Source organism: Psychrobium sp. MM17-31 (genome assembly GCF_022347785.1).
Classification (GTDB): domain Bacteria; phylum Pseudomonadota; class Gammaproteobacteria; order Enterobacterales; family Psychrobiaceae; genus Psychrobium.
In genome coordinates this window covers 147,745-173,122 of the sequence record NZ_JAKRGA010000001.1, presented here as the reverse complement: position 1 = coordinate 173,122, position 25,378 = coordinate 147,745, and the positions used below count along the sequence as shown (strand labels likewise).

18 protein-coding genes and 1 tRNA gene are annotated in these 25,378 nt (G+C 43.1%); 12 read left to right on the top strand and 7 right to left on the bottom strand.

Features of this window, described 5'->3' with window-relative positions; translation table 11 throughout:
- Window positions 1-79: 79 nt before the first annotated feature.
- Complete coding sequence (locus MHM98_RS00650; RefSeq protein ID WP_275441353.1) at window positions 80-1,420, top strand: sodium-dependent transporter; 1,341 nt, start codon at window positions 80-82, stop codon at window positions 1,418-1,420.
- A 10-nt stretch (window positions 1,421-1,430) separates the two neighbouring features.
- On the top strand, window positions 1,431-2,003 hold the full coding sequence (yeiP, locus tag MHM98_RS00645) for an elongation factor P-like protein YeiP (RefSeq protein ID WP_239437075.1): 573 nt from the start codon (window positions 1,431-1,433) through the stop codon (window positions 2,001-2,003).
- A gap of 331 nt (window positions 2,004-2,334) precedes the next feature.
- Here yeiP and MHM98_RS00640 read toward each other — a convergent pair whose 3' ends face one another.
- The gene (locus MHM98_RS00640) at window positions 2,335-2,919 is read right to left on the bottom strand and encodes a YjaG family protein (protein ID WP_239437073.1); all 585 of its coding nucleotides are present in this window, start codon (window positions 2,917-2,919) and stop codon (window positions 2,335-2,337) included.
- Window positions 2,909-5,704, bottom strand: a complete 2,796-nt coding sequence (gene barA / locus MHM98_RS00635) for a two-component sensor histidine kinase BarA (RefSeq protein ID WP_239437071.1) — start codon at window positions 5,702-5,704, stop codon at window positions 2,909-2,911. Before barA ends, MHM98_RS00640 begins: the two co-directional genes overlap by 11 nt.
- Window positions 5,705-5,816: 112 nt before the next feature.
- On the opposite strand from barA, the gene rlmD reads away from it, so the two are divergent.
- The 7 genes from rlmD (at window position 5,817) to MHM98_RS00600 (ending at window position 16,910) form a co-directional block, all read left to right on the top strand.
- Window positions 5,817-7,190, top strand: a complete 1,374-nt coding sequence (gene rlmD / locus MHM98_RS00630; RefSeq protein WP_239437069.1) for a 23S rRNA (uracil(1939)-C(5))-methyltransferase RlmD — start codon at window positions 5,817-5,819, stop codon at window positions 7,188-7,190.
- 85 nt (window positions 7,191-7,275) lie between these two features.
- Complete coding sequence (gene relA, locus MHM98_RS00625) at window positions 7,276-9,456, top strand: GTP diphosphokinase (RefSeq protein ID WP_239437063.1); 2,181 nt, start codon at window positions 7,276-7,278, stop codon at window positions 9,454-9,456.
- A gap of 110 nt (window positions 9,457-9,566) precedes the next feature.
- Window positions 9,567-9,657: transfer RNA gene (locus MHM98_RS00620), tRNA-Ser, on the top strand.
- Window positions 9,658-9,883: 226 nt separating this feature from the next.
- The gene (locus MHM98_RS00615; protein WP_239437062.1) at window positions 9,884-12,226 is read left to right on the top strand and encodes a TonB-dependent receptor; all 2,343 of its coding nucleotides are present in this window, start codon (window positions 9,884-9,886) and stop codon (window positions 12,224-12,226) included.
- A 303-nt stretch (window positions 12,227-12,529) separates the two neighbouring features.
- A complete protein-coding gene (locus MHM98_RS00610) occupies window positions 12,530-13,150 on the top strand; it encodes a hypothetical protein (protein ID WP_239437061.1) in 621 nt (206 codons plus the stop codon).
- 14 nt (window positions 13,151-13,164) lie between these two features.
- Window positions 13,165-15,498, top strand: coding sequence for an EAL domain-containing protein (locus tag MHM98_RS00605; RefSeq protein WP_239437060.1), 2,334 nt, complete (start codon window positions 13,165-13,167; stop codon window positions 15,496-15,498).
- 167 nt (window positions 15,499-15,665) lie between these two features.
- The gene (locus MHM98_RS00600) at window positions 15,666-16,910 is read left to right on the top strand and encodes a hypothetical protein (RefSeq protein ID WP_239437058.1); all 1,245 of its coding nucleotides are present in this window, start codon (window positions 15,666-15,668) and stop codon (window positions 16,908-16,910) included.
- 89 nt (window positions 16,911-16,999) lie between these two features.
- On the opposite strand, the gene MHM98_RS00595 is transcribed toward MHM98_RS00600, so the two are convergent.
- The 4 genes from MHM98_RS00595 to MHM98_RS00580 form a co-directional block, all read right to left on the bottom strand.
- Complete coding sequence (locus tag MHM98_RS00595) at window positions 17,000-19,390, bottom strand: TonB-dependent hemoglobin/transferrin/lactoferrin family receptor (RefSeq protein ID WP_239437057.1); 2,391 nt, start codon at window positions 19,388-19,390, stop codon at window positions 17,000-17,002.
- Between the two features lie 144 nt (window positions 19,391-19,534).
- On the bottom strand, window positions 19,535-20,971 hold the full coding sequence (locus tag MHM98_RS00590; RefSeq protein ID WP_239437056.1) for a DUF2271 domain-containing protein: 1,437 nt from the start codon (window positions 20,969-20,971) through the stop codon (window positions 19,535-19,537).
- A 128-nt stretch (window positions 20,972-21,099) separates the two neighbouring features.
- Window positions 21,100-22,038: a hypothetical protein gene (locus MHM98_RS00585; protein ID WP_239437055.1), complete on the bottom strand. Its 939-nt coding sequence runs from the start codon at window positions 22,036-22,038 to the stop codon at window positions 21,100-21,102.
- A 24-nt stretch (window positions 22,039-22,062) separates the two neighbouring features.
- The gene (locus MHM98_RS00580; protein ID WP_239437054.1) at window positions 22,063-22,851 is read right to left on the bottom strand and encodes a DUF4198 domain-containing protein; all 789 of its coding nucleotides are present in this window, start codon (window positions 22,849-22,851) and stop codon (window positions 22,063-22,065) included.
- 201 nt (window positions 22,852-23,052) lie between these two features.
- Between MHM98_RS00580 and MHM98_RS00575 the strand changes: the two genes are divergently transcribed.
- From MHM98_RS00575 to MHM98_RS00565, 3 genes are all read left to right on the top strand, one after another.
- Window positions 23,053-23,928, top strand: a complete 876-nt coding sequence (locus MHM98_RS00575) for an alpha/beta fold hydrolase (protein WP_239438042.1) — start codon at window positions 23,053-23,055, stop codon at window positions 23,926-23,928.
- Between the two features lie 72 nt (window positions 23,929-24,000).
- The gene (locus MHM98_RS00570) at window positions 24,001-24,882 is read left to right on the top strand and encodes a DMT family transporter (RefSeq protein WP_239437053.1); all 882 of its coding nucleotides are present in this window, start codon (window positions 24,001-24,003) and stop codon (window positions 24,880-24,882) included.
- 15 nt (window positions 24,883-24,897) lie between these two features.
- Window positions 24,898-25,104, top strand: a complete 207-nt coding sequence (locus MHM98_RS00565; protein WP_239437052.1) for a 4-oxalocrotonate tautomerase family protein — start codon at window positions 24,898-24,900, stop codon at window positions 25,102-25,104.
- Between the two features lie 30 nt (window positions 25,105-25,134).
- Here MHM98_RS00565 and MHM98_RS00560 read toward each other — a convergent pair whose 3' ends face one another.
- Window positions 25,135-25,332: a YqaE/Pmp3 family membrane protein gene (locus tag MHM98_RS00560; protein WP_239437051.1), complete on the bottom strand. Its 198-nt coding sequence runs from the start codon at window positions 25,330-25,332 to the stop codon at window positions 25,135-25,137.
- Window positions 25,333-25,378 lie beyond the last annotated feature (46 nt).

Below are 25,378 nucleotides of genomic sequence, written 5' to 3'. Positions count from 1 at the left end.
TAAATAAATCATATGAATAAAAGCATGATAACGTGTCGTTATTCATATTATTTAAGAAGAATAAGAAAAGGGGAAGCAATTGGAACGCGGTCAATTTAGCTCTCGAGCGGGCTTTATCATGGCAGCCGCAGGTGCTGCCGTTGGACTTGGTAATGTTTGGGGATTTCCAACGCAGGTCGCTAGTAATGGTGGCGGTGCTTTTGTATTGGTTTATTTACTGCTTGCATTTTGTTTGGCCTATCCAGCGCTGATGGCTGAGCTGATTGTCGGTCGCCATGCACGTGCCAATGCGGTGATTGCGCTACCCATGCTCAGTGATAAGCCAACACTAAAATTGGGTGGTAAAGTCGTTGGTATCGCAGGTCTTATTACCGTTGCTGTAATCTTAAGTTTTTACGCTATTATCGCTGGCTGGTTATTTGCCTTTGCCATTGAGCCTATTGTGTCGTTTCTTGGTTTTACTGATGCTGCTAATTGGTTGACGCAATTCTCACTATCTCGCAATATCATTTTTACGCTGTGTTTTATGATCTTAACCATTTTGATTATTGGTGCGGGCGTGAATCAGGGGATAGAGCGTTGGTCAAAGCGCATGATGCCTGCTTTGGTGTTAATCTTAATTGCGCTTATTGGTTATATGCTGACCTTGCCTAATGCCATGGTGGGACTGAGTCATTACCTGACCCCTGATTTTAGCCAGATCTTCGATGGCCAATTAATTATTAGCGCAATGGGCCAAGCCTTTTTCTCATTGTCGCTTGGTGTTGGTTGTATGCTGATTTATGGTTCATACCTTTCTAGCAACGAGAATATTGTTAAAGCAGGGGCCTGGGTAACCTTACTCGATGTCGGTTTAGCTTTTGTTGCTGGTTTACTGATTATTCCATCAATGTATATTGCGGCCCACTTTGGCGTTGAAATTTTTGATGCCGACGGTGCGCTGTTAAACAGTGATACGCTTATTTTCACTATTTTGCCTGCCTTATTTGAACAAATGGGGGCTGCAGGGCCTATCGTTGCGCTAGCTTTCTTTATTTTGATGTCGCTTGCTGCGTTAACATCATCAATTTCTCTGCTTGAAGTGCCTGTTGCTTATGTCGTCGAAGCCCATAAAAAGCCACGCGCGCTAACTAGCTGGATAATCGGGGCATTAGTGACGGCGCTTAGCTTAACCATCGTCTTTAACTTTAGCTGGTTATTTGGCTTGGTTATCACAGTGACCACTAAATACAGTCAGCCAATTTTAGGGCTGTTTTTCTGTTTGTATGCGGGGTGGGTATGGCACCGTAATGGTGCGCTTGCGGAAATTAAAAAGGGTTATCAAGGCGCAGAAAACGGTCTGTTTTGGAAGGTTTGGCCGTGGTATGTAAAATTTGTTTGCCCACTGTTTATTATCGTGATGTTCGTTCACGCACTATAGGAAAATTACAATGACTAATGCAAATGAAATTAAACGCGGCATGGCGGTTGAACTAGCGGGTAAAAAACTGCTGGTAAAAGATATTTTTGTGCAAAACCCAAGTGCGCGCGGCGCAGCTACGCTCTATAAAATGCGTTTTAAAGACATTGAAAGCGGTGCCAAGGTTGAAGAGCGTTTTAAAGGTGATGAAAAACTGCAGCAATTGGATTTAACTATTCGCGGTGTCAGTTTTTCATACATCGATGGCGACGAATACGTGTTTATGGATAATGAAGATTACAGTCAGTTTAACTTTAAGTGCGAAGATATCGAAGATGAATTGCTGTTTATTACCCAAGATACACAAGGCCTACAGCTGCTAGAAGTTAACGGTAATGCTGTGGGTATCGATTTACCACAATGGGTTGAATTGGTGATCAGTGAAACATCGCCTTCTATTAAGGGCGCAAGTGCCAGCGCTCGCACTAAACCTGCACATTTTGAAACTGGGCTAGTAGTGCAAGTGCCTGAGTACATTGCGACTGGTGAAAAGATCAAGATTAATGTTGCAGAGAAGAAGTTCGTAAGTCGAGCGGGTTCTTAGTATTTTTCGTTAATACAACTAATGCGAAGCTGTTTGGTGTGCTAGTGAGTGAGCTATGTTTAATGTACCTCAGTGATAGCACACCAGTTACTTTTCTTTGCGTCGCCAAAGAAAAGTAACCAAAAGAAAGGCGACCCGAATTTTATCGCTTGATCTTAAATGATAAATTGCCTGTTCAATACCGTATTTGATCCGCATCCCTGCGGCAAATACTAAAAAATCATCCCTGATTTTTTCATTGGCCAATTTCTAATTTAAGGCGATAAACAGCGGGCATTGCCGCGCGAATAGTCGTTTAACCTCTTTAACTATTTATGATTTATTAATGAGGTTAAGCCTCTATCCCAATATTACTCACACCAAAGCCCTTAAATTCTTGACGCAGTTCTTTGAGGAACGCTGGGGCAAGTTTCGGTTGCTCTTCAATGCGGCTCAGTAGGTATTCCTGCAATGCTTTTTCTTCTACCATCATCTCGTGACTAAAGGTATCTTCATCGCTAATATCGCCTTCTACAGCGCTAATGTAGCTAGCGACGGTTGAGCTTGATAGTTTACTGATGTTAATTAAGTCTTCATCGAGCTTTTGCTCTAGCGCTACCAGAATAGTGTTTAAGGCCATCGCGCAGTCAATCGCTGGTATGACGCCAAAATTATCAAAATCAGCTAGCTCTGGTGTATTTTCCAACAGCTTGTTTTGTTGTACTTCAAGGTTGAGTTTTACCGATTGCTTAGCAAGTTTTTGCCACAGCAAGTCGACGATGGTATTGAGTACTTTAGGGCTGCCAAATTCAACGCTTTGACTAAACAGTTGATAGTTGGGCAGCATGCGCTCACTCAATACTGTGGCGAAGGTTAATTGTTGCTCAAAGCTGAGGCTTTTAATTCGGGTAAAGAATCCTGGTTTTTTACTGCTCATTAAGGGTATCGCTTTCTTTGTTTAATATGGTGTTACCTACAGTGGCAACTAATTGTAATTCGTCGAGAATTTCGAGGATTTCTGGCTCCATATCCGATAGGGTCGCTTGTTGTTTTAGCGCCGTTTCAATGGAGTGGGCCAAGTCTTTAAGTTGCGGTACGCCCGTATAACAACAGGCGCCGTGGAGCTTATGAATAACGCGAAGTAGCTCTTTGCTATCTTGATTGCTTACTGCGGACTCGATGGAGGAAATTGTCGCAGGAATAGAATCAATAAGCATTTGCAGCATTTCTATCGCCAGATCTTTCTTGCCCATGGCTTGAGCAAGTGATGCTTGCCAAGATACATGAGGGTTTTCACTCTCAGAAAGTGTATCGTCGGTGTCGGCTTGAAGGGCAATGGCAAGACTTTCCTTCATATGGCTTGAATCGAGCCAATGCTCAAGAATGTTATCAACCGCATCTTCACGCAGCGGTTTAGTCAAGAAGTCGTCCATACCTTTGTTGAGCCACACTTGTTTTTCTTCTTCGAGTGCATGGGCTGTCGTGGCAACAATAGGTGCTAATTGATTGATACCGTGCTTGCGAATAATGGCGGTGGCCTGTACGCCATCGAGCACAGGCATTTGAATATCCATAAAGATAATATCGAACTTTTGGACACAACAGGCTTCAACGGCTTCTTCACCATTGGTGGCTAACACAAGCGAGCCCACTTTATCTTTGAGCATGGTACTAATGAGCTTGAGGTTTGCTTCATTATCATCAACAAGTAGGGCGCGTTTTTTCGGATATTTGACCGCTTCTGGCTCGGGTTTAGGCACAACGCGAGTACTGTACGCTTGAATTTTTTCAATACTGTTGAATAAACGGCGACAACTGATCGGGTTGATGTGACAGTAGTTAACGCCCAAGGCAATAATATTTTGATGGACCGTTAAATCATTGGTATCGATTAAGACAATGACGTTATCGACACCTTGCGCCGCTTTAATTAAATCTTCCAGTGCAATTAGATTATCGTAAGGTCCCGGGTAGTGGATGATGGCACAGTCGTATTCCTCAACGCCGCTAGCATGGCTCCATTCGTGAAGATCAGTAAAGTTGTCGATATTGGCTTGCCAGTGGTTAATTTGTTGATTGAGAATACTGGCGTGCTGAATGGACTCACAAAATACCTGAATGTTTTTATGCAAGCGTGCGTTAATGTGAAACGCAGGATTGGCGTTGCTTTCTTCAACGACGATGTTACTTGAGAATTGCGAGCCAATACCCGGCTCACTGGCACAAGTGATGGCACCGCCCATTTCTTCAATAAGGCGTTTGGTAATAATGAGGCCTAAGCCACTGCCGCCGTATTTACGACTAATACTTGAATCTGCTTGCGCAAAGGCATTAAACAGGCGCGGTAAATGCTCGCGCTGAATACCAATGCCGGTGTCTATTACATCGAAAAATAACTTGTGCTGATTATTGCTAATCTGTTTCGAGTAAATATTAAGACTAACGTGCCCCTTTTTGGTGAATTTAATTGCGTTGCCAATCAGGTTGGTGAGGATTTGTTGGAAACGCTGGTTATCGCCGATTACGTTATCGATAGTCGATGGCGATATGTTGACCAAGAGATCGAGGTTTTTCTCATGGGCTGAGGTGGCTAAAATGTCAGTTACATCAGCGATGGTATCACGCAGACTAAACGGCATGGCATCGAGGTGTAATTTACCGGCTTCCAGTTTCGAGAAATCGAGTATGTCTTTAATAATGTTAAACAGGCCCTGCGCCGATTTTTCGATTGTTTGCAGATAATCGATTTGGTTTGGCATCAACTGAGTCTTAAGCAGCTGTTGCGTCAGGCCTATCACACCGTTTAATGGTGTGCGCAATTCGTGTGACATATTGGCAAGGAATTCAGATTTAATACGACTACCTTCTTGTGCCTTTCGATTGGCAATATCGAGCTCAACGTTTTTGATCTCAATTTGCTCCATGGTTTCTCTAAGCTCACTGGTTGCTGTATCGATATTGTGCTGCATTTTCTCGTGATACTCTTTGAGTGAACCAGCGATGGCGTTAATACCGCGTTTGAGAATTTCTAGCTCACCAATGAGGTTGCCTTGCAATCGCGTATCGAGTTTTCCTTCGCGAATTTTTGCCACCGCACGCACCATATCACCAATAGGACGGGTGACGTTGTTGATCAAACGGAAGGTGAAAAACAGGTTGAGCTGAACACCCAGTAAAATAATGATGAAGGTTGTAATGGCAACACGATGCTGAGCCAGCAGCGTATCGTCACTATTTAATTGCATCATTAGGTGACCGATCACCCGTTCTTGATCTAAATCTGCTGTGGTTTGCGTTATTTCTATTGAGATTGGGCTAGTAATGATAATATGCTCGCCGCTATTTTCGATAGTGAGTTTATCCGGCAGCTTGCGCGTGTTGAAATCGCTAAATTCGCCAATCATTCGATGGTAATGACTGGTGACAAATAACTGGTTGTGTTCGTTGTAGACCGCAATGGTATTGATTAGTGGTGAGTGCGAGCGGTGCATGCGATCGACGAGTATTTTTAGTGCTTCGCGATTGTTTTCTTTGAGTCCTTGCTCAGCGGCAATGACTAAGGGGGTCATGATATTTTTTCCCTGTTCTTCGAGCGTGGTTTCTAGCTCGCTAAACAGGCTTAAGGTATAGAATCCGCCTAACATTAAACTCACTAGAATCGTTGGTGCTAGGGTGACCGTAAACACCCAAGTTCTAAGGCTATAATTGGCAGTTTGTTTCATGAAAAGAGAAGGCCTTTCAGTGCTTTGCTTCGTGAAATTGATGTTAGTTGAGAATAATCATAACACCGCGATTTAATTAATGTAATAACAATATTTTTATAAGTGAATCTCCATGGCAAATTTTTATAGCGCTGCAAAAAAGATCAGAAAAACTGGCAAGCAGCAGCAAGTCGTCATTGAATCGTTAGATCAATCATTATGCGGTGTCACTCACATCGACAATAAAGTTGTTTTTGTACCTGGTGCGCTGCCGCAAGAGCGCGTTGCAATACAGGTTGTTAATGAGCAAAAGAAATACTCCAAAGCCTCATTAATTGAAGTTATTGAGGCTAGCGAGCAACGCATTTCACCCTGTTGTCCGCATTATGATGAGTGTGGCGGCTGTCAAACTCAGCACTTAGCAGTGCAGCAGCAATTGGCGGCTAAAATTGAAGGATTAGAAAAACGCTTTGCAAAAGTTGCTAAGTCAGAGCATTGGCAAGACGCGGTCACTTCAGCACCATGGCATTATAGACGCCGCGGTCGAATCAGTGTTCACGTTGAAAAGAACAAACAGCTTCGTGTTGGATTTAGGCAACAAGGTAGCAGCGATATCGTTAATATTGAGCGCTGTGATGTATTTGCAAAGCCCTTTGATAAAATTTTTTCGCCTCTGTATGACTTGATTGATAAGCTCGACGGGCGTGAGTCGATTGGTCACGTCGAAGTGATTGCAACAGCACAACACAATGTCGCTCTGTTTCGTGTGACGAGCAAGCTCTGTACTAGCGATATTGACGCTTTGACTGCATTTGCTGAAACACAGCAACTGACAGTGCTTCTTGAGTCTAATAACGCTCAAATTCATCCGTTGCCGGGTTTTACGTTACCAAATTTGACTTACGCGCTTGATAAGCACGCGCTGGGTTTTACGCCGGGTAACTTTATTCAAGTTAACGATGAAGTGAACCAACAAATGGTGTCAAAGGCGGTGCAATGGCTTGATGTAAAAGATACTGATACTGTGCTCGATCTCTTTTGTGGGGTAGGGAACTTTAGCTTGGCACTTGCTGAAAAAGCGCAAACGGTGATTGGCGTTGAAGGCGTTAAAGAAATGGCTGAGCAAGCTAGCGCTAATGCGTCTAAGGCAAAAATTAACAATGCGCAGTTTTATCATTGTAATTTGGCGCAACCTTTAATTGAACAACAATGGTTTGGCACTAAGCTGCGTAAAAAGGTTGATAAGATTCTTTTGGATCCTGCGCGCGATGGTGCGTTAGATATTTGTCGCCAGCTCAGTCAACTTCAGCCAAGTAAAATAGTTTATGTGGCTTGTGATGCTGCGTCGCTTGAGCGTGACAGTAAAGAAATTATCGCGCAGGGCTATCAAGTGGCTAAGATTTGTGCACTTGATATGTTTCCCCAGACAAGTCACGTCGAGTCGATGGCATTATTCGTAAAATCAAAGACTAAGCCAAAGCGCCCCAAAAAAGGTTTATTGCGATAAAGAGTCAGTTTTACTTGGCGAATGGCCGATTGCTTGTTAGCATCAATCACCTATTTTTACCATTTTTTTTGTACAAGGTATTGTCATGGTAGCGGTAAGAGAAGGCCATCTCGCAGGTGATTTTGATTTAGAACTGTGGGTAACGAAATTTGGTCTTGAAAAGCAGCAAGTAAAACATTTTCAAGCGCTATATCAAACGATGGAGAGTTTGGCGCTCGAGTGTGAAAATCCAGCGCTGATTATTAAAGCGCGTGAAATGGCCGAGATCCTGCAAAATATGCATATGGATCTCGACACCTTAAAGGCTGCTTTGGTTTATCCATGGTTTGAACTGGATTTACTCGATGAAGAGAAAATTGGCGAGTTAACGTCGTCAAAAGTTTATACCTTACTTAGCAATGTCTCCGAAATGGCGGCGATTAAGACCTTGCATGGTCAAGGTCGTCAACTCTCTAGTAATCAAATTGATAACCTACGCCGCATGCTTATGGCAATGGTAGCAGATGTTCGCGCCGTTGTTATTAAACTCGCTGAGCGGGTCGCCTACCTACGTGAAATTAAGAATGAAGACGAAGAAACACGCGTCCTTGCCGCGCGTGAAATCGCCGATATTTATGCGCCGCTCGCCAATAGATTAGGAATAGGCCAGCTTAAATGGGAGCTGGAAGATATTTCCTTTCGTTATTTACACCCACAAACCTATAAACAAATAGCTAAGTTATTGGATGAAAAGCGCCTTGAGCGGGAAGGCTATATCGAAGACTTCGTGGGTGAATTGAGTAGCGGTCTTAAAAAAGAGGGGCTAACGGCTAAGGTCTATGGCCGTCCTAAACATATCTATTCTATTTGGAAGAAGATGGATCAAAAGAGTTTGTCCTTCGACAAATTGTTTGATGTGCGTGCCATTCGGGTTGTGGTAGACAAACTGCAAGATTGTTACGCGGCGCTTGGTATTTTGCATTCGCTATGGCATCACGTGCCAAGTGAGTTTTCTGATTATGTCGCCAATCCAAAGCCCAACGGTTATCAGTCAATACACTCAATCGTTTTAGGACCGCAAGGTCGCACGATTGAAGTGCAGATCCGTACTGAACAAATGCATGAAGATGCCGAGATGGGCGTCGCTGCTCACTGGCGCTACAAAGAAGGCGTCGGTGCAACGAAAGACAGCAGTTTTGAAGGTAAAATCGAATGGCTGCGCAAAATTCTCGCATGGCAAGACGATGTTAAAGACAGTGGTAGCCTTGCTGATGATATTCGCGAGCAGGTATTTGACGATCGCATCTACGTTTACACGCCAAATGGTGATGTTGTCGATATGCCTAATGGCTGTACGCCGTTAGATTTTGCTTATTATATTCACTCGCAAGTAGGTCATCGCTGTATTGGCGCCAAGGTTAATGGCCGCATTGTGCCATTTACCACCAAGCTTGAAACTGGTCAGCAAGTCGAAGTACTGACGGCAAAAGAGCCTAACCCAAAACGCGATTGGCTCAATCCGCGTTTAGGTTATGTGTTCTCGTCACGCTCTCGCTCGAAGATCCAACATTTCTTTAAACAGCAAGATCGCGATAAAAACGCGGTGGCGGGTAAAGAGATTTTAGAAGAAGAGCTCGCACGCTTAGATTTAAAATTAAGTGATGCGCAAGTGGCGGTGCGTAAATACAACTTCAATACCCTTGACGATTTAATTGTCGCAGTGGGCTGCGGTGATGTTCGCATAAACTCATTAGTTAACTTTTTACAACTTCATTTTAAGAAAGTCACCGATGAGCCAATTGCTAAGTTAAAAACAACGACGCTTTCAAGTAATAAAAAGAAAAGCGAAGTGGTGGTTGAAGGTGTTGGTAACTTACTAACGCATATGGCCAAGTGTTGTCAGCCAATTCCTGGTGATGATATTGATGGCTTTATCTCACAAGGTAAGGGCATTTCAGTACATCGCCGTGATTGTGAACAACTCAAAGAGCTATTATCGCGCCATCCTGAGCGCAATGTCGAAGTTCACTGGGGCAGCGATTCCAGCAGTGGCTATTCACTTGATTTAATGCTGTACGCCAACGATCGCACTGGATTAGTGCGAGATATTACGGCGATTATCGCTAACGACAAAGTGAATATGCTGGGTATGAATACCAAGACGGATGAAACTACGCAAACGGCTTACATTGGCTTGACTGTTGAAGTTGCCGATCAGGAAGTATTAACTCGTTTGTTGGGTAAGCTTAATAATGTTGAAGGCGTTTATGATGTTAAAAGGCGCTAACACGTATTAAAAGTGCGCAAGGTGATCGTTTGTTGCTCAGTCGGAATTTTATTTTAAATTTAGGCTTTACAAGATAATCAAACCTCACTAATATGCGCATCACCAGCTGCGGAGAGATGGCAGAGTGGTCGAATGCACCGGTCTTGAAAACCGGCAGGGGTTAATAGCCCCTCTAGGGTTCAAATCCCTATCTCTCCGCCATTTATTTAGAAAAGCCCGTTTAATCATTGATTAAACGGGCTTTTTGCTTTTTAGCGTTTAAATTTCTCTGGCGTAAGCCGATCTTAGATTTCACTCAATTTACATAGCTTTACCTTTGTATCTTAAATGCATAATAAATATTAAAAATGTTAATTATATAAGTGTAAATTATTATCATTTGCGTTATGATGCGTGCGTTTTGAAATTAACAAGGAACTAACACATCATGAAAAGCGGTTTGTCGCCTCAAAAGTCACTTCTGTCTCTCGCAGTAATAGCGGGTCTTACAGGCAATGCTTATGCAGCTGAGTCACCAGATAGCGCGAAGAAAACAGACTACGAAAAAATTATCGTTACTGGTCAAAAAATCACGCGTACTTTGCAAGAAACACCAGCGAGTATTGCTGTATTTAGCAGTGACAGAATGGAGCAATTAGAACTCGGTGACTTAGGTGAGACTCTGCTTGAAGCAGCAAACGTACACTCAACACCACGTGGATTGAATATTCGTGGTATCGATGCATTCGTTGTTTCTGGTGCGGGAAGTAGTCCTTTGGCGAGTGTGTATATTGACAATGCACCTATGCCGCGTCGTATGCTAGCAAATGGTTTCTCGACGTGGGATATCGAACAGGTTGAAATTCTTCGTGGTCCACAGTCTACTCTGCAAGGGCGCAGTTCGTTAGCTGGTGCGGTAATTATGACATCGGCCAAGCCTACTCACGAATTTGGCGGTAAATACCGTTTAGAGCTAGGTGAAAATGGTCAACGAGAAGGTGCTGTTGCAGTTGGCGGGAGCCTGGTTGAAGATGAATTAGCATTTAGATTTAGCGGTGAGAAAAAATCCTTTGATGGTTACAATTTTAATGTGACTCGTCAAGAAGACTCAGATTTTCGCGATGATGAACTCTATCGTTTGAAGTTGTTGTATACACCACAATCGCTACCTGAGTTTTCTGCGATGCTTAGTTACACCAAGGCGACTACGAGTAAAGGAACAAACGGTGTTAACGTGCCAGACGAGGGCGTAGATCCATATAAGCACCGTATTGTAACCAATGATGCGCCTCAAGAATTAAACTACGATACCCGTATCACGAATTTAGATATTAATTATGAAATTAGCGATAAGCTGACGTTCAAGTCTTTAACCACCCATGCCGAAGACAAGGCTTATTGGAGTAATTACGATAACGATAATGGTCCAGTAAATCACGGGACTCGATCTTATCAGGAAGTAGCCAAGACCTTATCACAAGAGTTTCGTTTGATATTTGAGTACGATAATTTCAGTGGTATTGTTGGTGCTTATTACTTTGACCGCGAGATGCCAGCAAGTAATACAGGTTCGAATCGCTTTACTCTTGCGTCTTTGGGGGTAAATGCAGGCGTACTTCAAGCAGGTTTTGGATTAGATGAAGCAACTGCTAACCTTGTTTTAGCACAATACGCAGCCTTCGACCCCGTTCAACTAGAGCAGCGTAGTACGTTCTCTGAAGACGTTGCCACCAAGGCTGTGTTTGCAGACTTTACCTACAATGTGAGCGATGAGCTGGAAGTGTTTGCTGGGATTCGATGGGACCGCGAGACTAATGAGAGCGCCAATAGCAATAACTATGTATTGATGAACGGCGACGATATGCCTAACCCAGCGAACTATCCTGCGCCATTGAATTTGTTAATTGGTGGAATCAATGAACGCCTATTGGGGCAACTAACTGCTGCAAACCAAGCGACTATGCCAGTTGAAGAGACGTTTAGCGAAATTGTACCGAAAATCGGTGTTAACTATCATATTAATGATGATGTTAGTTCAAGTATTGAAATTAAACGCGGCTATCGCTCAGGCGGTGCTGGTCTTAACGCGATTCGCGGCCAAGCCTATAAGTACGATCCTGAATTTACAACAAACTACGAATGGTCATTGCGTTCACTATTCTTAGACGGTGATCTTATGGTTAATGCCAATGCATTCTTTGTCGACTGGGAAGATCAACAGGTTAACGTCCAACTGTCTGCAAACAGCTTTGATGCTGAAATCCAAAATGCGGGTAAATCTGAAGTGAAAGGATTGGAAATAGAATCATTCTATCAACTTAGTGATGAGTGGGAGTTTAATTTTTCAGTGGGGCTTGCTAAGACTGAATTCACAGAGTTTGAAAAGCGTATTCCTTCACAAAACGGTGAAATTGTTCGCGATTTAAGCGGTCGCCGTTTTGCCCGCGCTCCTGAGTGGACTAGTAATGCTGGTGTTACCTACACTGGCAGCAATGGGATTTTTGCTAACCTAAATGTAAACTATGCAGATGAGTCGCCAGATGTTGTTGACCCTGATGCGTCAGGTACTTCACCGACATCGAGATTCTACGATCCATACAATGATGCTCGAACCTTAGTTAATCTTCGTGTGGGTTATGAATGGGACAACTACGGTGTTTTCTTAAATGCTAAAAACTTATTAGATGAAGAATATATTGCTTCTGCTCCTTGGGGAGAAGGGCGACGTGATATTCGTCATGAGCTCGGTGCTCCTCGTCAAGTGAGTGTTGTATTTAGAGGTACGTTCTAGACCAACATTTTAAAAAGAGTGGCTATGGCCACTCTTTTTCATTTTTATTTAAATTCTTATCAAGCCACTCTTAAATTCCCGCTTATAATTTCTCTTTTGTTGAAAATAATAATAAAGTACCAATCCTTTGAAAGCTAATACTGATAAAGGTTTGCGAAGACTATTTCGTTTTATGACAAAAATTACGACTTCTAAATAGCGTTTAGACGAAATATTTTGCTAATATCGTGGGTCGACTATGACGATAATTATGATAGAGAGAGTATTCCTTTGAGGATTAACCGTCTTTTAGCGATTTGTAGCTTGAGCTTTTGCTCACTAACCGCCCTTGCCAATAATTTTACTGTGACTGTTCATAACAGCGCAGGTAAGCCATTAAATGATGTCGTGGTTTACATCGAGCCACCATCATCTCTTTCACTTAAAGCTCGTACCGATGTCGTGGAAGTAACGCAAGAAGACAAAGCATTTGCTCCCTATGTTGCTGTGATGCAAAAAGGTGCCAGCGTGAATTTTAAAAACGATGATGATATAACCCACCACATATATTCACCTGTTGGTGACAATAAATTTGAATTTAAAATCAGCGCCGGACAGCAGCGTCTTAAAAGCGATTTAAAACATGCTGGTGTGGTAACTATGGGTTGTAATATTCACGATTGGATGAGTGGACATTTATTAATCGTCGAAACGCCATATTTTGATAAAACCAATACGCAAGGACGAGCGATGTTTGAGCTAAAACACAAAGGCGATTACAACATTGTCGTTTGGCATCCGCAAATTCTTGAGCAAGACAACAGAATCGCAAAATTAGTAACATTCGATAACACGTCCAATGTTACTATCAAGCTGACTAAGCCAATGGCTGAGTTACCAAACCAAGTCAATGAAGACGACTTTGATTTTTTATCGGATTATTAAGGTAACCGCAAATTATGCACAGTTTGCAAAATAGAATATTCCTGTTTTTTGTTTTATTGCTACTTTTTGTTCAAGCGATCGCGTTATCTACGTTGTTCGCTGGTAAACAGAATCAGGAATCGCGTGAAATTACCAACCGCTTGAACACGGCAAAAACCTTGTTCACAGAGCAATATAATTCACGCAGCCAATATTTAGCGGCGTTCGCAGAAACGGTTGCTAAGGATTATGGGATCAAAGCCGTTTTCAGTGATGACCAACGTAGCTTGCTTGCTGCACTTAATAACCATCGCAAGCGAATCGATGCTGATCTGGCGATGGCTATTTCTAAGCCGGGAAACATTACTGCTCAATTGCAACTTAAATACACTGATGACAATGATGTTCGGGTGGTTCGTGGCAAAGAGCTTGACCAAATGTTTCGCTACAACGAATGGCTGGGGAGTGACTCTAGTGTTCATCTGTACGAAATCGGTAGCCAGTTATATCAATTGAGTCTGTCGCCGATTACTGTTGGTTCGCAAACCCTTGGTTGGGTTGGTTTCGGATTTGAAATAGACGAAACCATGGCACAAAACACGCTTAAATTGACGCATCTTGAGACAGATTTTGTTTACAAATACGATAATCAATGGCGTTTAGTTGCCAGCTCTAATCCAGAAAGTTCACTAAAATTTGCATTAGATGTTGTAAATGGCAAGACTCCAGAAGGATACATAGGCATCGGCCATATTATTAATTCTGACGGCATGCAGCAGTTTGGTTTAGCGCTTTATGGTTTTCGGGATGATTTTGTCTCCGTATTGCAAGACAAATGGGGCCAATTACTGGCATTGACGCTGATTGCACTCTTGTTGTCGCTAGCTGGGGCCTATGCCATCGCATTATCAATTACTAAACCAATTAAGCGATTAGTTAAACAGGCTAAAGTGGTTGCGCGCGGTCATTATGATGAAAAAGTCGAATTAAATGACAAGAGTGAACTAGGTCAGTTGGCGGAAGAATTCAACGCGATGCAAAGCGCGGTGCTTTCTCGTGAGGAAGCTATTTTACATCGCGCTAATCACAATCCGCTAACGGAATTACCTAACCGACTAGCTGCAGTACAAATGGTTGAAGCACTGGTCGCTAAAGACTCACCGTTTACTGTTTATCACCTTAATTTAAGTCGTATTAAAGATGTTAATGAGTCGCTAGGTCATGAAGTTGGCGATCGTTTGATTCGCGAAGCGGCCAAGCGACTAGTCGAGATTAAAAACTGTTGTTTCTTAGGCCATTTGGGCGCCGATGAGTTTATTTTAATCATCGAAGAGTCTGAAGGTATCGACATTGATGAGATGGTCACTCGGTTACTCGATTTGTTTGAAGGAAGTTTCGATCTCAAGAGTATGTCTTTGCAAATTCAAATTAAACTCGGTATCGCTAAATTCCCACAGCATTGTGGTGATGGCAAGAGTATTTTGCAAATGTCAGATACGGCGCTTAATTTTGCCCGTAAACACAACCAGACTATTCAGGTTTACCACAGTGGGTTAGACGTAAATAGCGCTGAACGTTTGAATTTAATTAATGATTTAAAATACGCCATTAGTGACGACCAACTTGAACTGCATTACCAGCCAAAACTTAATTTAAAAACAGGTATTGTCACGCATGTTGAGGCCTTGGTGCGCTGGCAACATCCGAAATTGGGTATGGTGCCACCGGATAGTTTTATCCACATTGCCGAGCAAACAGGACAAATTAATGCGCTAACGCAATGGGTATTTGTCACCGCGCTTAAACAATATAACACTTGGAAAGAGCAGGGTATCGATATCAATATCGCGGTCAATATCTCTGCAGAAAACTTAAAAGACATCGGCTTTGAAGCCTTTGTGCGTGACAGCGTAACACAATATCAAGTGCCTAATAATTACGTCACGCTAGAGGTGACCGAAAGTGCTGTAGTGGATAATCCAGAAGCCGCCATCGCGTTATTGCGCCGTTTTAAAGAAGATGGCTTTAAAATCTCCATTGATGATTACGGCACAGGTTATTCTTCGCTGGCACAGCTTAAGCAATTACCGGTTAATGAATTAAAAATCGATAAGTCCTTTGTGCAAAAACTGGAAAGTGATGAAGACGATCAAATCATCGTTCGCTCAACCATTGAATTAGCCCACAACATGGGATTAAGTGTGGTTGCTGAGGGTATTGAAGATGAATATTCCTTACATTGGTTAGCTAAACACGGCTGTGAACTCGCGCAGGGATATTACATTAGCAGACCACAGCCGAGTGAAAAGTTAACCCCTTGGTTAAAAGAAGAGAAAGAATATAACTTAGAAATTTCGGCAAAAGGTTAATAAGATAAAAATTGAAAAGAAGTAAACGGTTGAGGACTGTGCAGAATCTTAGTTTCTAGCGCTGAAACAAGGATACAGACCTAGCTGAGTAACAAATTAACCCCTTGGTTAAAATAAGAAAGAGAACACAACTTAGGACTTTAAGTAACAGGTTAATAGGATAAAATTTGAAAATAAGTAAACGGTTGGGACTATGCAGTATTTTGGTTTCTAGCACTGCAATGGGCGCGCAAACGCACATTAAAGGAGTAGTAGATGTTAGAGCCAGCTTTGTCGATTCCGTCACCAGTTATGCCGCAGGTGGCTATGGAAAGTTGGGCTTAGACGATGGTAGCCAGCTATCGTTAGCTCAAGCCGCGCTTGAGCTAGGTATTGAGTGGGACAATAATATTAGTCTTCATGTTATTGGTAATAGCTATGCCAATGAATTTGAGCAAAATCTTGGATTAACTGAGGCCTATTTAAAATATCGGTCTTTACCAAGTGAAAATGGCTATCGTTGGCAGAATCGCACAGGCATTTTTTACCCAAAAATTTCGTTAGAAAACAACGCTATTGGCTGGGCAAGTATCAATACACTAAATTCTTCAACCATTAATACGTGGATTGGCGAAGAGGTTAGGGTACTTGGCAGTGAATTTTCCCTAACCCGATTAGGGAAATTTAACGACAGCGTTTATGACACAACGGTGTCGTTAACTGCTTTTACCAATAACGACCCTACAGGCGCGCTCTTGGCGTGGCACGGTTGGACTATTGGTAATCAGCAAACCTTATGGACTGAATCGCGGGAGATTGCGCCATTCTTGGCTCATCAACCAGGTGGTGAGATTGCAGGACAAGCACAAAAGAGCGATCCTTTTAAAGAAATCGACAATCGTATCGGTTATCACCTTAATGTTGAAATAAAACGCGCCAAGAAAGGGCGTATAGCGGCAGGTTTTTATAACAACCGAGGCCGTCCTTACATCGTCGAGAATGGGCAATATGCCTGGCGAACTCGCTTTGCTCATGTCGGTGGTGTATGGAACTTTGATAAAACATTGCAGTTGAGTGCTCAAGCCCTTTATGGTGATACGTTAATGCAGCATCCTACTCGTCAAGATGCGGTAAATAATGATTATCACAGTGCCTATATTGCGCTTTCTAAACGAATTGCCAAGCATCGCTTGACCACAAGGGTTGAGAGTTTTGGGATTGAAGATAATGATTCAACCGTTGGCGATAACAATGATGAACACGGTGTTGCGCTAACGTTGAGTTACCAGTATCGCCTGACTAAAGGTTGGTTTTTAGGCGCTGAGTACAATGGGATTGATAGCTATCGGCCTTCGCGTTGGTATGCAAATGAGCCTAGGAAGCTGAAAGAGCACCAGTTACAGTTCTCAGCACGTTATTTTTTCTCTAAGTAATCTGAACTTAGGTGAAATACAGTGCAAAGCATAAGAGAAAAGGGGGTTAGAACAATGTTCTAACCCCCTTTTTTGTTTGCGGTTGTTATTTAGAAGCGGTAGTTCAAGTTAACAACAAACTCGCGGCCCGGTTGTGAGTAGCGGGCAATACCTTGGCTCACACCAGTGTCTTCGTCGTAATCAACGCCGCCGAAGAAGCCGCCACTTCCTGGACGTACATTACGCACCGCGTTCCACAAGCTGTAGTTTTCGTCAAAGGCATTGTAAATACCACCACGCACCGTCAGGTCATCGGTAATATTGTAAAATGCCGTTAAATCAACCACAGTAGCGCTGTCTGAATAGAAGGTTGCTTGATAGCTATCTTCTTTATCTTTTTTCGCGATAAAGCGCGCCATTGCACCTAGGCCCCATTGCTGGTTATCCGCTAGGTAATCAAGTCCAACAATAGCGGTATCTGGTGTAATACTTTCTAGTTTGTCACCTTTATTATCACCGTTATCGTATTCGCCGTCTGTATGGGCATAGCTAAAGCGCATGTCCAATTGACGGCTGATGTGCCAGCGGGCGTCTACTTCAAAACCTGAGACAGAAATTTCGCCGCCATTAACTGGCTTCGTCCAGGTATCGCCAGTAACAGAGCTTACTGTGTAACATGCATCTGTGCGAACAGGGGCGTTACAGCTTGGAATAAACCAGTTGAAACTTGCCGTTGTTAGCGGCGTGTCAAAGGTGTTGCTTTGGACTTCATCGATGATTAAATTGTCGTATTTTGAACTAAATGCTGTGACAGCTAAGTCGAATTTTTCACTGGTGAAGCGGTAAGTTAGCTCAAGGTTTAATCCTTTTTCTGCTTCAAGGTTTGGATTGGTTACTGAGTCTAAATCGGTTTCAGTACGGCCACTTGGCGCATAGCTCACACTACCTGTTGTTGGATCAACAACGCGGGCAACATCGCTAAATTGACCTGTGCCATTGGTGTTTAAATATAACTGCTGCGTAGTTGGCGCTTTGTAGCCTGTGCTTATGCTCGCGTCGATGCCATGGTGTTGGTTAAATTGGTACTGAGCGCCAAGCTGCACTGTTGCTGAGTCGAAATCACTATCACTAACTGCATTACCAGTTGTGTCGGTAAAGGTATCATCGACTGTTGGCTCGTACTTGGTTTTATCCCAACGCACTCCAGCTTTAAGGGCTAGCTGTTCGCTAACATCGATGGTGTCACGTAAATAAAGTGTCGTGGTGGTTGAATCAGTTTTAGGTACCCAAGATGGATCGATAATAGGGTAGCCGTCGCGTAGCCCGCTATCTTTCGTTAGGCCGTTATAGCGAATATCTTGTAGGCTATTAACAACTTCTGAAGAGGTATGCGCTAAACCGTACACTAGATTATGAGTGATATCGCCATTGGCGATAATCTTGCCAAAGTCAAAGGTAACATTGGTCATGTCTTGTTTGTAGTTACGATCTTCTGTACGCAGATAGCTGTTACCTTGACTAGTGTAATCAAAGATAGTGACACCACTGGTGAAAACTTCTTGGTTGTTAAATTTAATGTCTAAATCATCAAATAGTGCATTGTTGGCTTGCCAATTAAATACTACACCAAAACGTTGACGCTCAGAGTCGTCGTCGAATCTGAAGTTGCTGTAACTAGCAGATTCACGTGATAGTGATTGGCCTTGGTCATTCTTGTTGTAGTCTTCGAAAACCAGTCCAATGTTCATGGCTTCGTTGAGTTGGTAGTTGAGTTTTACTAAGACATTGGTTTGTGATTTATCTAAAGGATCAGTGATGCCTCGAGCATTACCTGTGATGTCGGCGCCGTCAGAGTGCGCTTGATATTCGTTTCCTTCACGCGAAGTTAAAATAGCTAATGCTTCAAAATCACCGAATCGTTTTGCAAGACTAACACTGGCTAATTGTTCTTTGCTACGACCGTCATAGCCAATTTTTACGTTACCACCAAAGGCATCTGCGTCATCATTTAAGAAGTCTTTTGCATCTTTAGTGACATACATGACAGCGCCGCCTAACGCGCCGCTACCTGCTGTAACGGAATTAGCGCCTTTAACGATGGTAATCGTTTTCATTGCTTCAGGATCAACGCCATTGCGGGTTGAACTAAACATCCCATAGCGACTAAAGTTCGGTGGATCTAAGCTCTCACCTTGCGACAAACCATCGACAGTAATAGCAACAGCATCGCCTTCCATACCGCGAATGTTAAAACCGTTGGCGCCAAAGCGATTACCGGTATTAGCAACTTCAACGCCAGCCATGTAGCGGGCTGCATCATAGATATCCCCTTGCATTTCTTTGTCGATATCTTTTGCTGTGATAGTCTTCTTTTGCGTTGCAACTTTGTTGGCTTTGTCGCCCTTGACGGTGGTTTTTTGTAGTTCGGTCTCTGCCAGTGAAGGCTGGGCTACTAATAAGCCGATAGTGACGGCAAGTAGTGTAGGCGTAGTCTTAAGCATAATTATTACCTTAAATATAAAAGTTAGTACGAATGATTCGTATTTCATTTGGTGCATCTAATGATGCGAAATCTGTTTTGTTATCTCATTAGGGAGAAAAGAGTCAGCTGGTGTCACATGCTGACTCATTAGCATTGCACAAACCTATCGAGTAATGGTGATCTTGGTTTTACCCAGTTCGCCTTTAGCGTTCAGTAGTTTGCTATCATCACTTGATAAATCAATGGTAGTGCGTTGGTAGTCATGACCGCCGTGTTCACGGGATGCTTCAATGTGAACGATGAGCTTGTCGTGTTGTGATAGCTGATGATTGCTATCTAACCCATCCCAGATCGCTTGATAATGTCCCGGACGTCTTGTCGGTTTTGCAATGGCGTCGAGTATTGTCTCGTTATTTCTTCCAACATAGCGCCACCAACGTTTATTCTCTTGAGCCCAGCGATTTGAGCGACCTAGTAGCAGTAGTTGCCGAACAAAGTTGTTATCGGTATCAGTGAGCCAAATCGCCAGATAAGGACGCTCGTAATCGCTGTCATTAAAACGCGGGATTTGATAGTCAATAGCAAGTTTCGTAGGGCTAACGTTTTGCTGAGTATTCATGAGGTTATGCCAGTTATCCGACCAATATTTTTGCTTATTGGTTGTCTGAAATAGCGCTTCAATAGTTGGCTGTTGATTGACCCAGTCTAGCGCTTGAGCGATATCCATGTTGCTTAGCATAGTCGCCGCCGCATCGGCGGTGGTTGCGTCTGGTGCATAGACGGTCACGCTATGCGGAAAATCAATTGGCCAGCCTTCTTTAGGGGCAAGAATGTGGCTAAATTGTTTACGTTGAATGGTGAAGTCACGTTCGCCAATACCACTGTGGGCAATAGCACCTTGTGTTACAGAAAGCGCATTTCCATCTGCGTTATCACTAAGCTGCTTATGATCGTTAATTGCAATTTGCCACGGTTGCTTCGAAGACTTTTCACCCCACAACACAATATCACCACCGATATTAATTTTTATGCCCATTGCTGCTGGCAACTGTGCGCGTATAAAGGAGACGGCATCATCTAGAATATAGCCTTTGGCGATGGCGGAAACGTCGTAACGAATGTGTGTTTGGGTCGTTAATTTGCTATTGGAATTTATAGCGGGGAAGGGTGTTTTTATAATGTCACGCGCTAATCTTCGCATCGCAATGCGATCTGGCACTTCTTGGCTCTGTACTGCACGTTGCCATGCTTTGTTGATGGTGCCCATGCGACAGCTAAAGTGTTGCTTGCTTTTGGTTTCCCAGTCATGACACAGCGATAAAATGTCTATCAATGGCTGTGAGGCTTGGTTGAGTTGATGAATTCGGTTTAAACGGCTAATTTCACTATCGCGGCGCCATGTTGAGAGAAGATTTTCTTGCGCTTCAATATGAGTAAGGAGCGAGTTGATTGCGGCGTGGGCTTTTTGCTCCGACGTTCCGTAGAGCGTAATGTCAAAAGACGTGCCTAAAACGCCATCGACATGCGCAGTAGTTGATGTCGCGCTGGTCATCGGCGCCACGGTTAGCAAGGTAGTTAAGAAAAGAGTTTTTAAATACATATCTGATTAATCTGCAATGACGATATTAATCCTCATCGTCACTGATTCAAATGTTCGATGGCTGTTCCTAGTATCCATCTTGTAATATTGCCCCTGCTACGATGCGTCAGGGGCAAGGCATTAGCAATTTAGTAATTGCTATTGGCGGCGACAGTTTGTTTTTTCTTCGCGTCTTTTTTCGACTTTTTGTAAGGTTTAGGCATCGCTTCGCCTAGGGTAACAATTTGGTTGTTGTCCGTATCAAAGCGATTAAAGCTGCGATGACCTGAAGCTTGATATTCCTCTAGTGTCATTTTGCCATCTTTGTTTTTGTCTAAAATGCCAAAGCGCACGTATGTTTGTTTGACTGCTGACTTGCGAGTTTTGGCAATTTGAGCATCCATGCGATCTTCGAATTCATACAAGTATTCCTGCTCAGAAATCCAGCCATCATTGTTTTCGTCAGCAAGGTCCCAGATTTGTTTACGCACTACAGCAATCTCTTGCGGGGTAATCGTTTTATCACCATTGGCGTCGTATTTAGTTAACAATCCCTCAAAAGTGTGGGTGGTTGGCATTTTCAAGATGCGTTTAGCACGTGGTAACGTTTTGATTTGCGCCTGTTCTTTTTCTGCTGCGGTCAGTTTTTTGTCTTGTTTTTTACTACGGCTTTTAGGCGCTGGATCTGCTTCGCTGATCACACCATCTTTGTTGGTATCAAAGTATTTGAATGTCCAACTACCAGAGCCTTCGTACTCGCTTGGGTCGATACGATCATTTTCGTTCTTATCTAGTGAGTTGAAGCGAATAATTGTTTGTTTGATCTGCCCTTGGCGATCTTTAGTGAGCTGGTTATCCATGCGATTTTTGTATTCAAACACATACTCGCTTTCGTCGATAAAGCCATCGTTGTTTTCATCGGTAGCATTAAAACGAGACTCTCGCGCTAGATCGAATTCAGCAAGTGATAGCGACCAATCTTGGTTGGTGTCGTATTGATTAATGAATACTAATTTGTGATGAGAGGCCGCACCAGCGAATAGGCTGGTAAATAGTGTACTTAAGGCAAATAGTTTTACTTTATTCATGGGATGCACTCTTCGTCGATAATATTAGTCGATAATTTCTAAAGTTAGGGTGTATGTGTTACTAATCACTGGCGCAATTGAGCCTTCTGGTGCATCCGTTCTATGGCGTGCGCGTAATAAATACGTGCCAGGCTCTTCGACGTTTAACGTCAGTTTGCCGTCATCACTCTTGATTTTGTAGCTTGCTTTGTCAGTGCTAAATTGGTCTTTAGCTAACATAACTTCGACAGTTAAGTCGTCAATGCCTTTGCCGTCGTATTGCACTGTCATGTCAATATCGTCTCCGACGAACAATTCATTTGGGTGAGTGTTCATCACTAACTCAAGACCTTCGTTAGTTGCCGCTAATGCGCCTTGGCTCGGCTTGCCTTTAGTAACGTAAGTTTCGGCTTTGGTATTTGATTGGAAGAAAGATAGCAGTTTAGCTCCTTTAGGCAGTGGTGCTTTAGGATCTTTGGCGGCGTGACGCTCACCATCCTTTTTGTAGATTTTGAAAATTTTACCAAGGCGGTTGCCGGTGCTAACGCGGTAGGTACCTTCTGTTTTTAGCGTATGTTCAGCAATGGTGCGAGTCGATAATACAGATAAAAATTCCGGCGTCGTCTGCTTACCATCGGGACCTGTCACTTTAAAGATACTGTTGTTAAAGGCGACTTCTGGCACGAAGAATTTTTCGGCGAATGACGCATCAAAGCTTACTTTGCCAGAGCGATTCACTTCAAATGATGTCGGTTGTAGATATGGCGTGTGCGCCAAAGCGGAAGTCGAGCTTGCGATGAGAGCTGAAAGCATCAGTAGTTTTGAGGTGCGCATGTTAATGTTCCTTAACAAAATCTTTGCAGGTGAATATTTAAATGCGAAGTATATGCAAATGATAATAATTATCAATAGTGATCTAATTATTAATTGTAGGGATTTACGAATCTTTACATTCATCACATAATCTAATCCGGTTGATGGAGGTTAGACCAGTTGTTATGATGTTGGTTTTTAAAGTGAATGAGCCAACGCATTATGGACGCTAAAGTCAGCATTGAATTGAAAGATATTCGCATTGAGTCGCCGCAAGCTAAGCATTTAGCTGCAACCATATATGCGCCACAACAGTTAGTAGGCGCGGTATTAATCGGCCCAGCAACGGGAATTAAGCGTCAGTTTTACGATAATTTTGCTAAATATCTCGCGGGGCTGGGATATGGTGTTCTCACTTTTGATAATGAAGGCATTGGCGGCTCCCTCCATGGCACATTAAAAGCTTGTGACGCTAGTTTGGTGTCATGGGGGAAGCATGACTTATCCCTTGCACTTACAGCCCTACAAGAACATTTTCCAGATACGCAATATCATTTAGTGGGGCACAGTGCTGGTGGACAGCTTGTCGGTTTGATGCCCAACGCTCATGAGCTTAATAGTGTGTTTAACGTTGCTTGCTCTTCGGGGCAGCTGCGTAATATGCGCATGAGCTATCAGCTAAAAGCGCAATATTTTATGAACTTCTATATCCCGCTAAGTAATTTGTTGTTCGGCCTTACCCATTGTGATTGGGTTGGCATGGGGGAGAAGCTGCCAAAACATGTCGCACGCCAGTGGCGTCATTGGTGTAACGGGCAGGGGTATGTCAAAACCGCATTTGGTGATGAGGTAACTAATCATCATTACGATGAACTTGGACTACCAATGTTTTGGATAAATGCCGTCGATGATGATATTGCAAATAATGCCAATGTCGATGATATGGTGAGTGTATTTTCTAAGGTGAAGGCGCGTAAATTAACACTAGATCCGCGAGAGCATCAACTCAAAGAAATTGGTCACATGAAGTTCTTTTCTCGCAAAAGCAACAGTTTGTGGCCAATGGCAATTGAATGGTTTGAAGAGCATAGCCGATAATTTACACCTAAGGCCAATTGCACACTACACCTTATTAACAGATACTAACGGCTTCATTTGTAAGGAGTCGTTATGACAACAAACCAGCTAGGTTACGTCAGTGGTATTATCGCCGCGCTTATTTGGAGCGGATTTATTTTAGTATCACGCCTTGGCGGGATCAGCGAGTTAACACCTTATGATGTGATCGCCGTGCGCTACTTCACTTGTGCCGTGCTTGTGACACCAATATGGTTGTTTTATTGGCGTGACAAACCCTTTGATAAACGTCTAATTTTTGCAGGCCTTATCGGTGGGGTTATATACGCAGTGTTTGCATTTCAAGGGTTCTCTTTAGCACCGGCATCGCATGCAGCGGCGCTTTTACCTGGCACTATGCCATTTTTTATTATTGTGCTTGCACTTGTTGTTAATAAGGAGCGAGCATCAAATCAGCAATGGTTTGGCGTTGGCATCATTACGCTGGGGGTTACGCTACTGCTGACACCGCTCTGGATCACTCAGGCCTTTACCTTAGGCCATGCTTATTTTCTCGCAGCGGCGATTTGTTGGTCACTGTTTTCAGTGTTAGTTAAACGCTGGGATATTTCACCTTGGCAAGTAACTATCTCTCTCGCCTATGTCACGTGTTTGGTTTATTTGCCGATATATGTGCTGTTTCTACCCAAAGCGATCGGTTGGGGGGCTTGGCAGTCAATCGCTATTCAGGCATTTTATCAGGGCGTATTAGCCTCTATTGTGCAAGTGGTATTCTTTGTTAAAGCAGTACAAAGTATTGGTCCATCATCAATGGGCGCACTAATGGCTATGGTGCCCTTTATCTCAGGGATTAGTGCGATTTTTATATTTGATGAACCCGCGACTATTTCTTTGGTAGCGGGTTTAATACTTGTGAGTGGCGGCGCATGGTTTGCTCATAGTAAACTAGTAGCCAAGCGATGTTTTCACGGATAAAAAGGAAAATTATACATGCCGTATGTCAATATAAAAATAACTGATGAGCAGGTGACCAGCGAGCAAAAAGCTGCCCTCATCAAAGGTGCTACGCAATTGCTGGTTGATGTGCTTGGCAAAAATCCTGCTACCACTGTGGTAGTGATTGATGAGGTGAATACTGATAATTGGGGAATTGGCGGTGAAGTCGTTACTGATTTACGAGCAAAGAAAAATCGATAGTGAGGCGTCTCACTATCGACTGCTCAAGAACTAGTCTTGGCCTCTCATGGCTTGTTTAATTTTCTTATCGGTGTTGTATTGGCTAAGTGCATATACGGACCAAATGGCCGCTACAGGCCAACCAATTAAGGTTATTTGTAAAATTAAACAGATAATCCCTGAGATTGGCTTGCCAATGGTAAAAAATTGAAGCCAAGGAATTAATAACGCTAAAATTAGTCGAAACATCTAAACTCTCCTCTATGTTGCGGTCATTATGACTTAAATATCCGCG

Bases quoted from the DNA above. Each gene is read 5' to 3' on its own strand.
- MHM98_RS00565 (WP_239437052.1), top strand. From the start codon at position 24,898: ATGCCGTATGTCAATATAAAAATAACTGATGAGCAGGTGACCAGCGAG.
- MHM98_RS00605 (WP_239437060.1), top strand. From the start codon at position 13,165: ATGCACAGTTTGCAAAATAGAATATTCCTGTTTTTTGTTTTATTGCTA.
- MHM98_RS00585 (WP_239437055.1), bottom strand. From the start codon at position 22,038: ATGAATAAAGTAAAACTATTTGCCTTAAGTACACTATTTACCAGCCTA.
- MHM98_RS00595 (WP_239437057.1), bottom strand. From the start codon at position 19,390: ATGCTTAAGACTACGCCTACACTACTTGCCGTCACTATCGGCTTATTA.
- yeiP (WP_239437075.1), top strand. From the start codon at position 1,431: ATGACTAATGCAAATGAAATTAAACGCGGCATGGCGGTTGAACTAGCG.
- MHM98_RS00590 (WP_239437056.1), bottom strand. From the start codon at position 20,971: ATGTATTTAAAAACTCTTTTCTTAACTACCTTGCTAACCGTGGCGCCG.
- MHM98_RS00560 (WP_239437051.1), bottom strand. From the start codon at position 25,332: ATGTTTCGACTAATTTTAGCGTTATTAATTCCTTGGCTTCAATTTTTT.
- MHM98_RS00580 (WP_239437054.1), bottom strand. From the start codon at position 22,851: ATGCGCACCTCAAAACTACTGATGCTTTCAGCTCTCATCGCAAGCTCG.
- relA (WP_239437063.1), top strand. From the start codon at position 7,276: ATGGTAGCGGTAAGAGAAGGCCATCTCGCAGGTGATTTTGATTTAGAA.
- MHM98_RS00575 (WP_239438042.1), top strand. From the start codon at position 23,053: ATGGACGCTAAAGTCAGCATTGAATTGAAAGATATTCGCATTGAGTCG.
- MHM98_RS00570 (WP_239437053.1), top strand. From the start codon at position 24,001: ATGACAACAAACCAGCTAGGTTACGTCAGTGGTATTATCGCCGCGCTT.
- rlmD (WP_239437069.1), top strand. From the start codon at position 5,817: ATGGCAAATTTTTATAGCGCTGCAAAAAAGATCAGAAAAACTGGCAAG.
- MHM98_RS00615 (WP_239437062.1), top strand. From the start codon at position 9,884: ATGAAAAGCGGTTTGTCGCCTCAAAAGTCACTTCTGTCTCTCGCAGTA.
- barA (WP_239437071.1), bottom strand. From the start codon at position 5,704: ATGAAACAAACTGCCAATTATAGCCTTAGAACTTGGGTGTTTACGGTC.
- MHM98_RS00640 (WP_239437073.1), bottom strand. From the start codon at position 2,919: ATGAGCAGTAAAAAACCAGGATTCTTTACCCGAATTAAAAGCCTCAGC.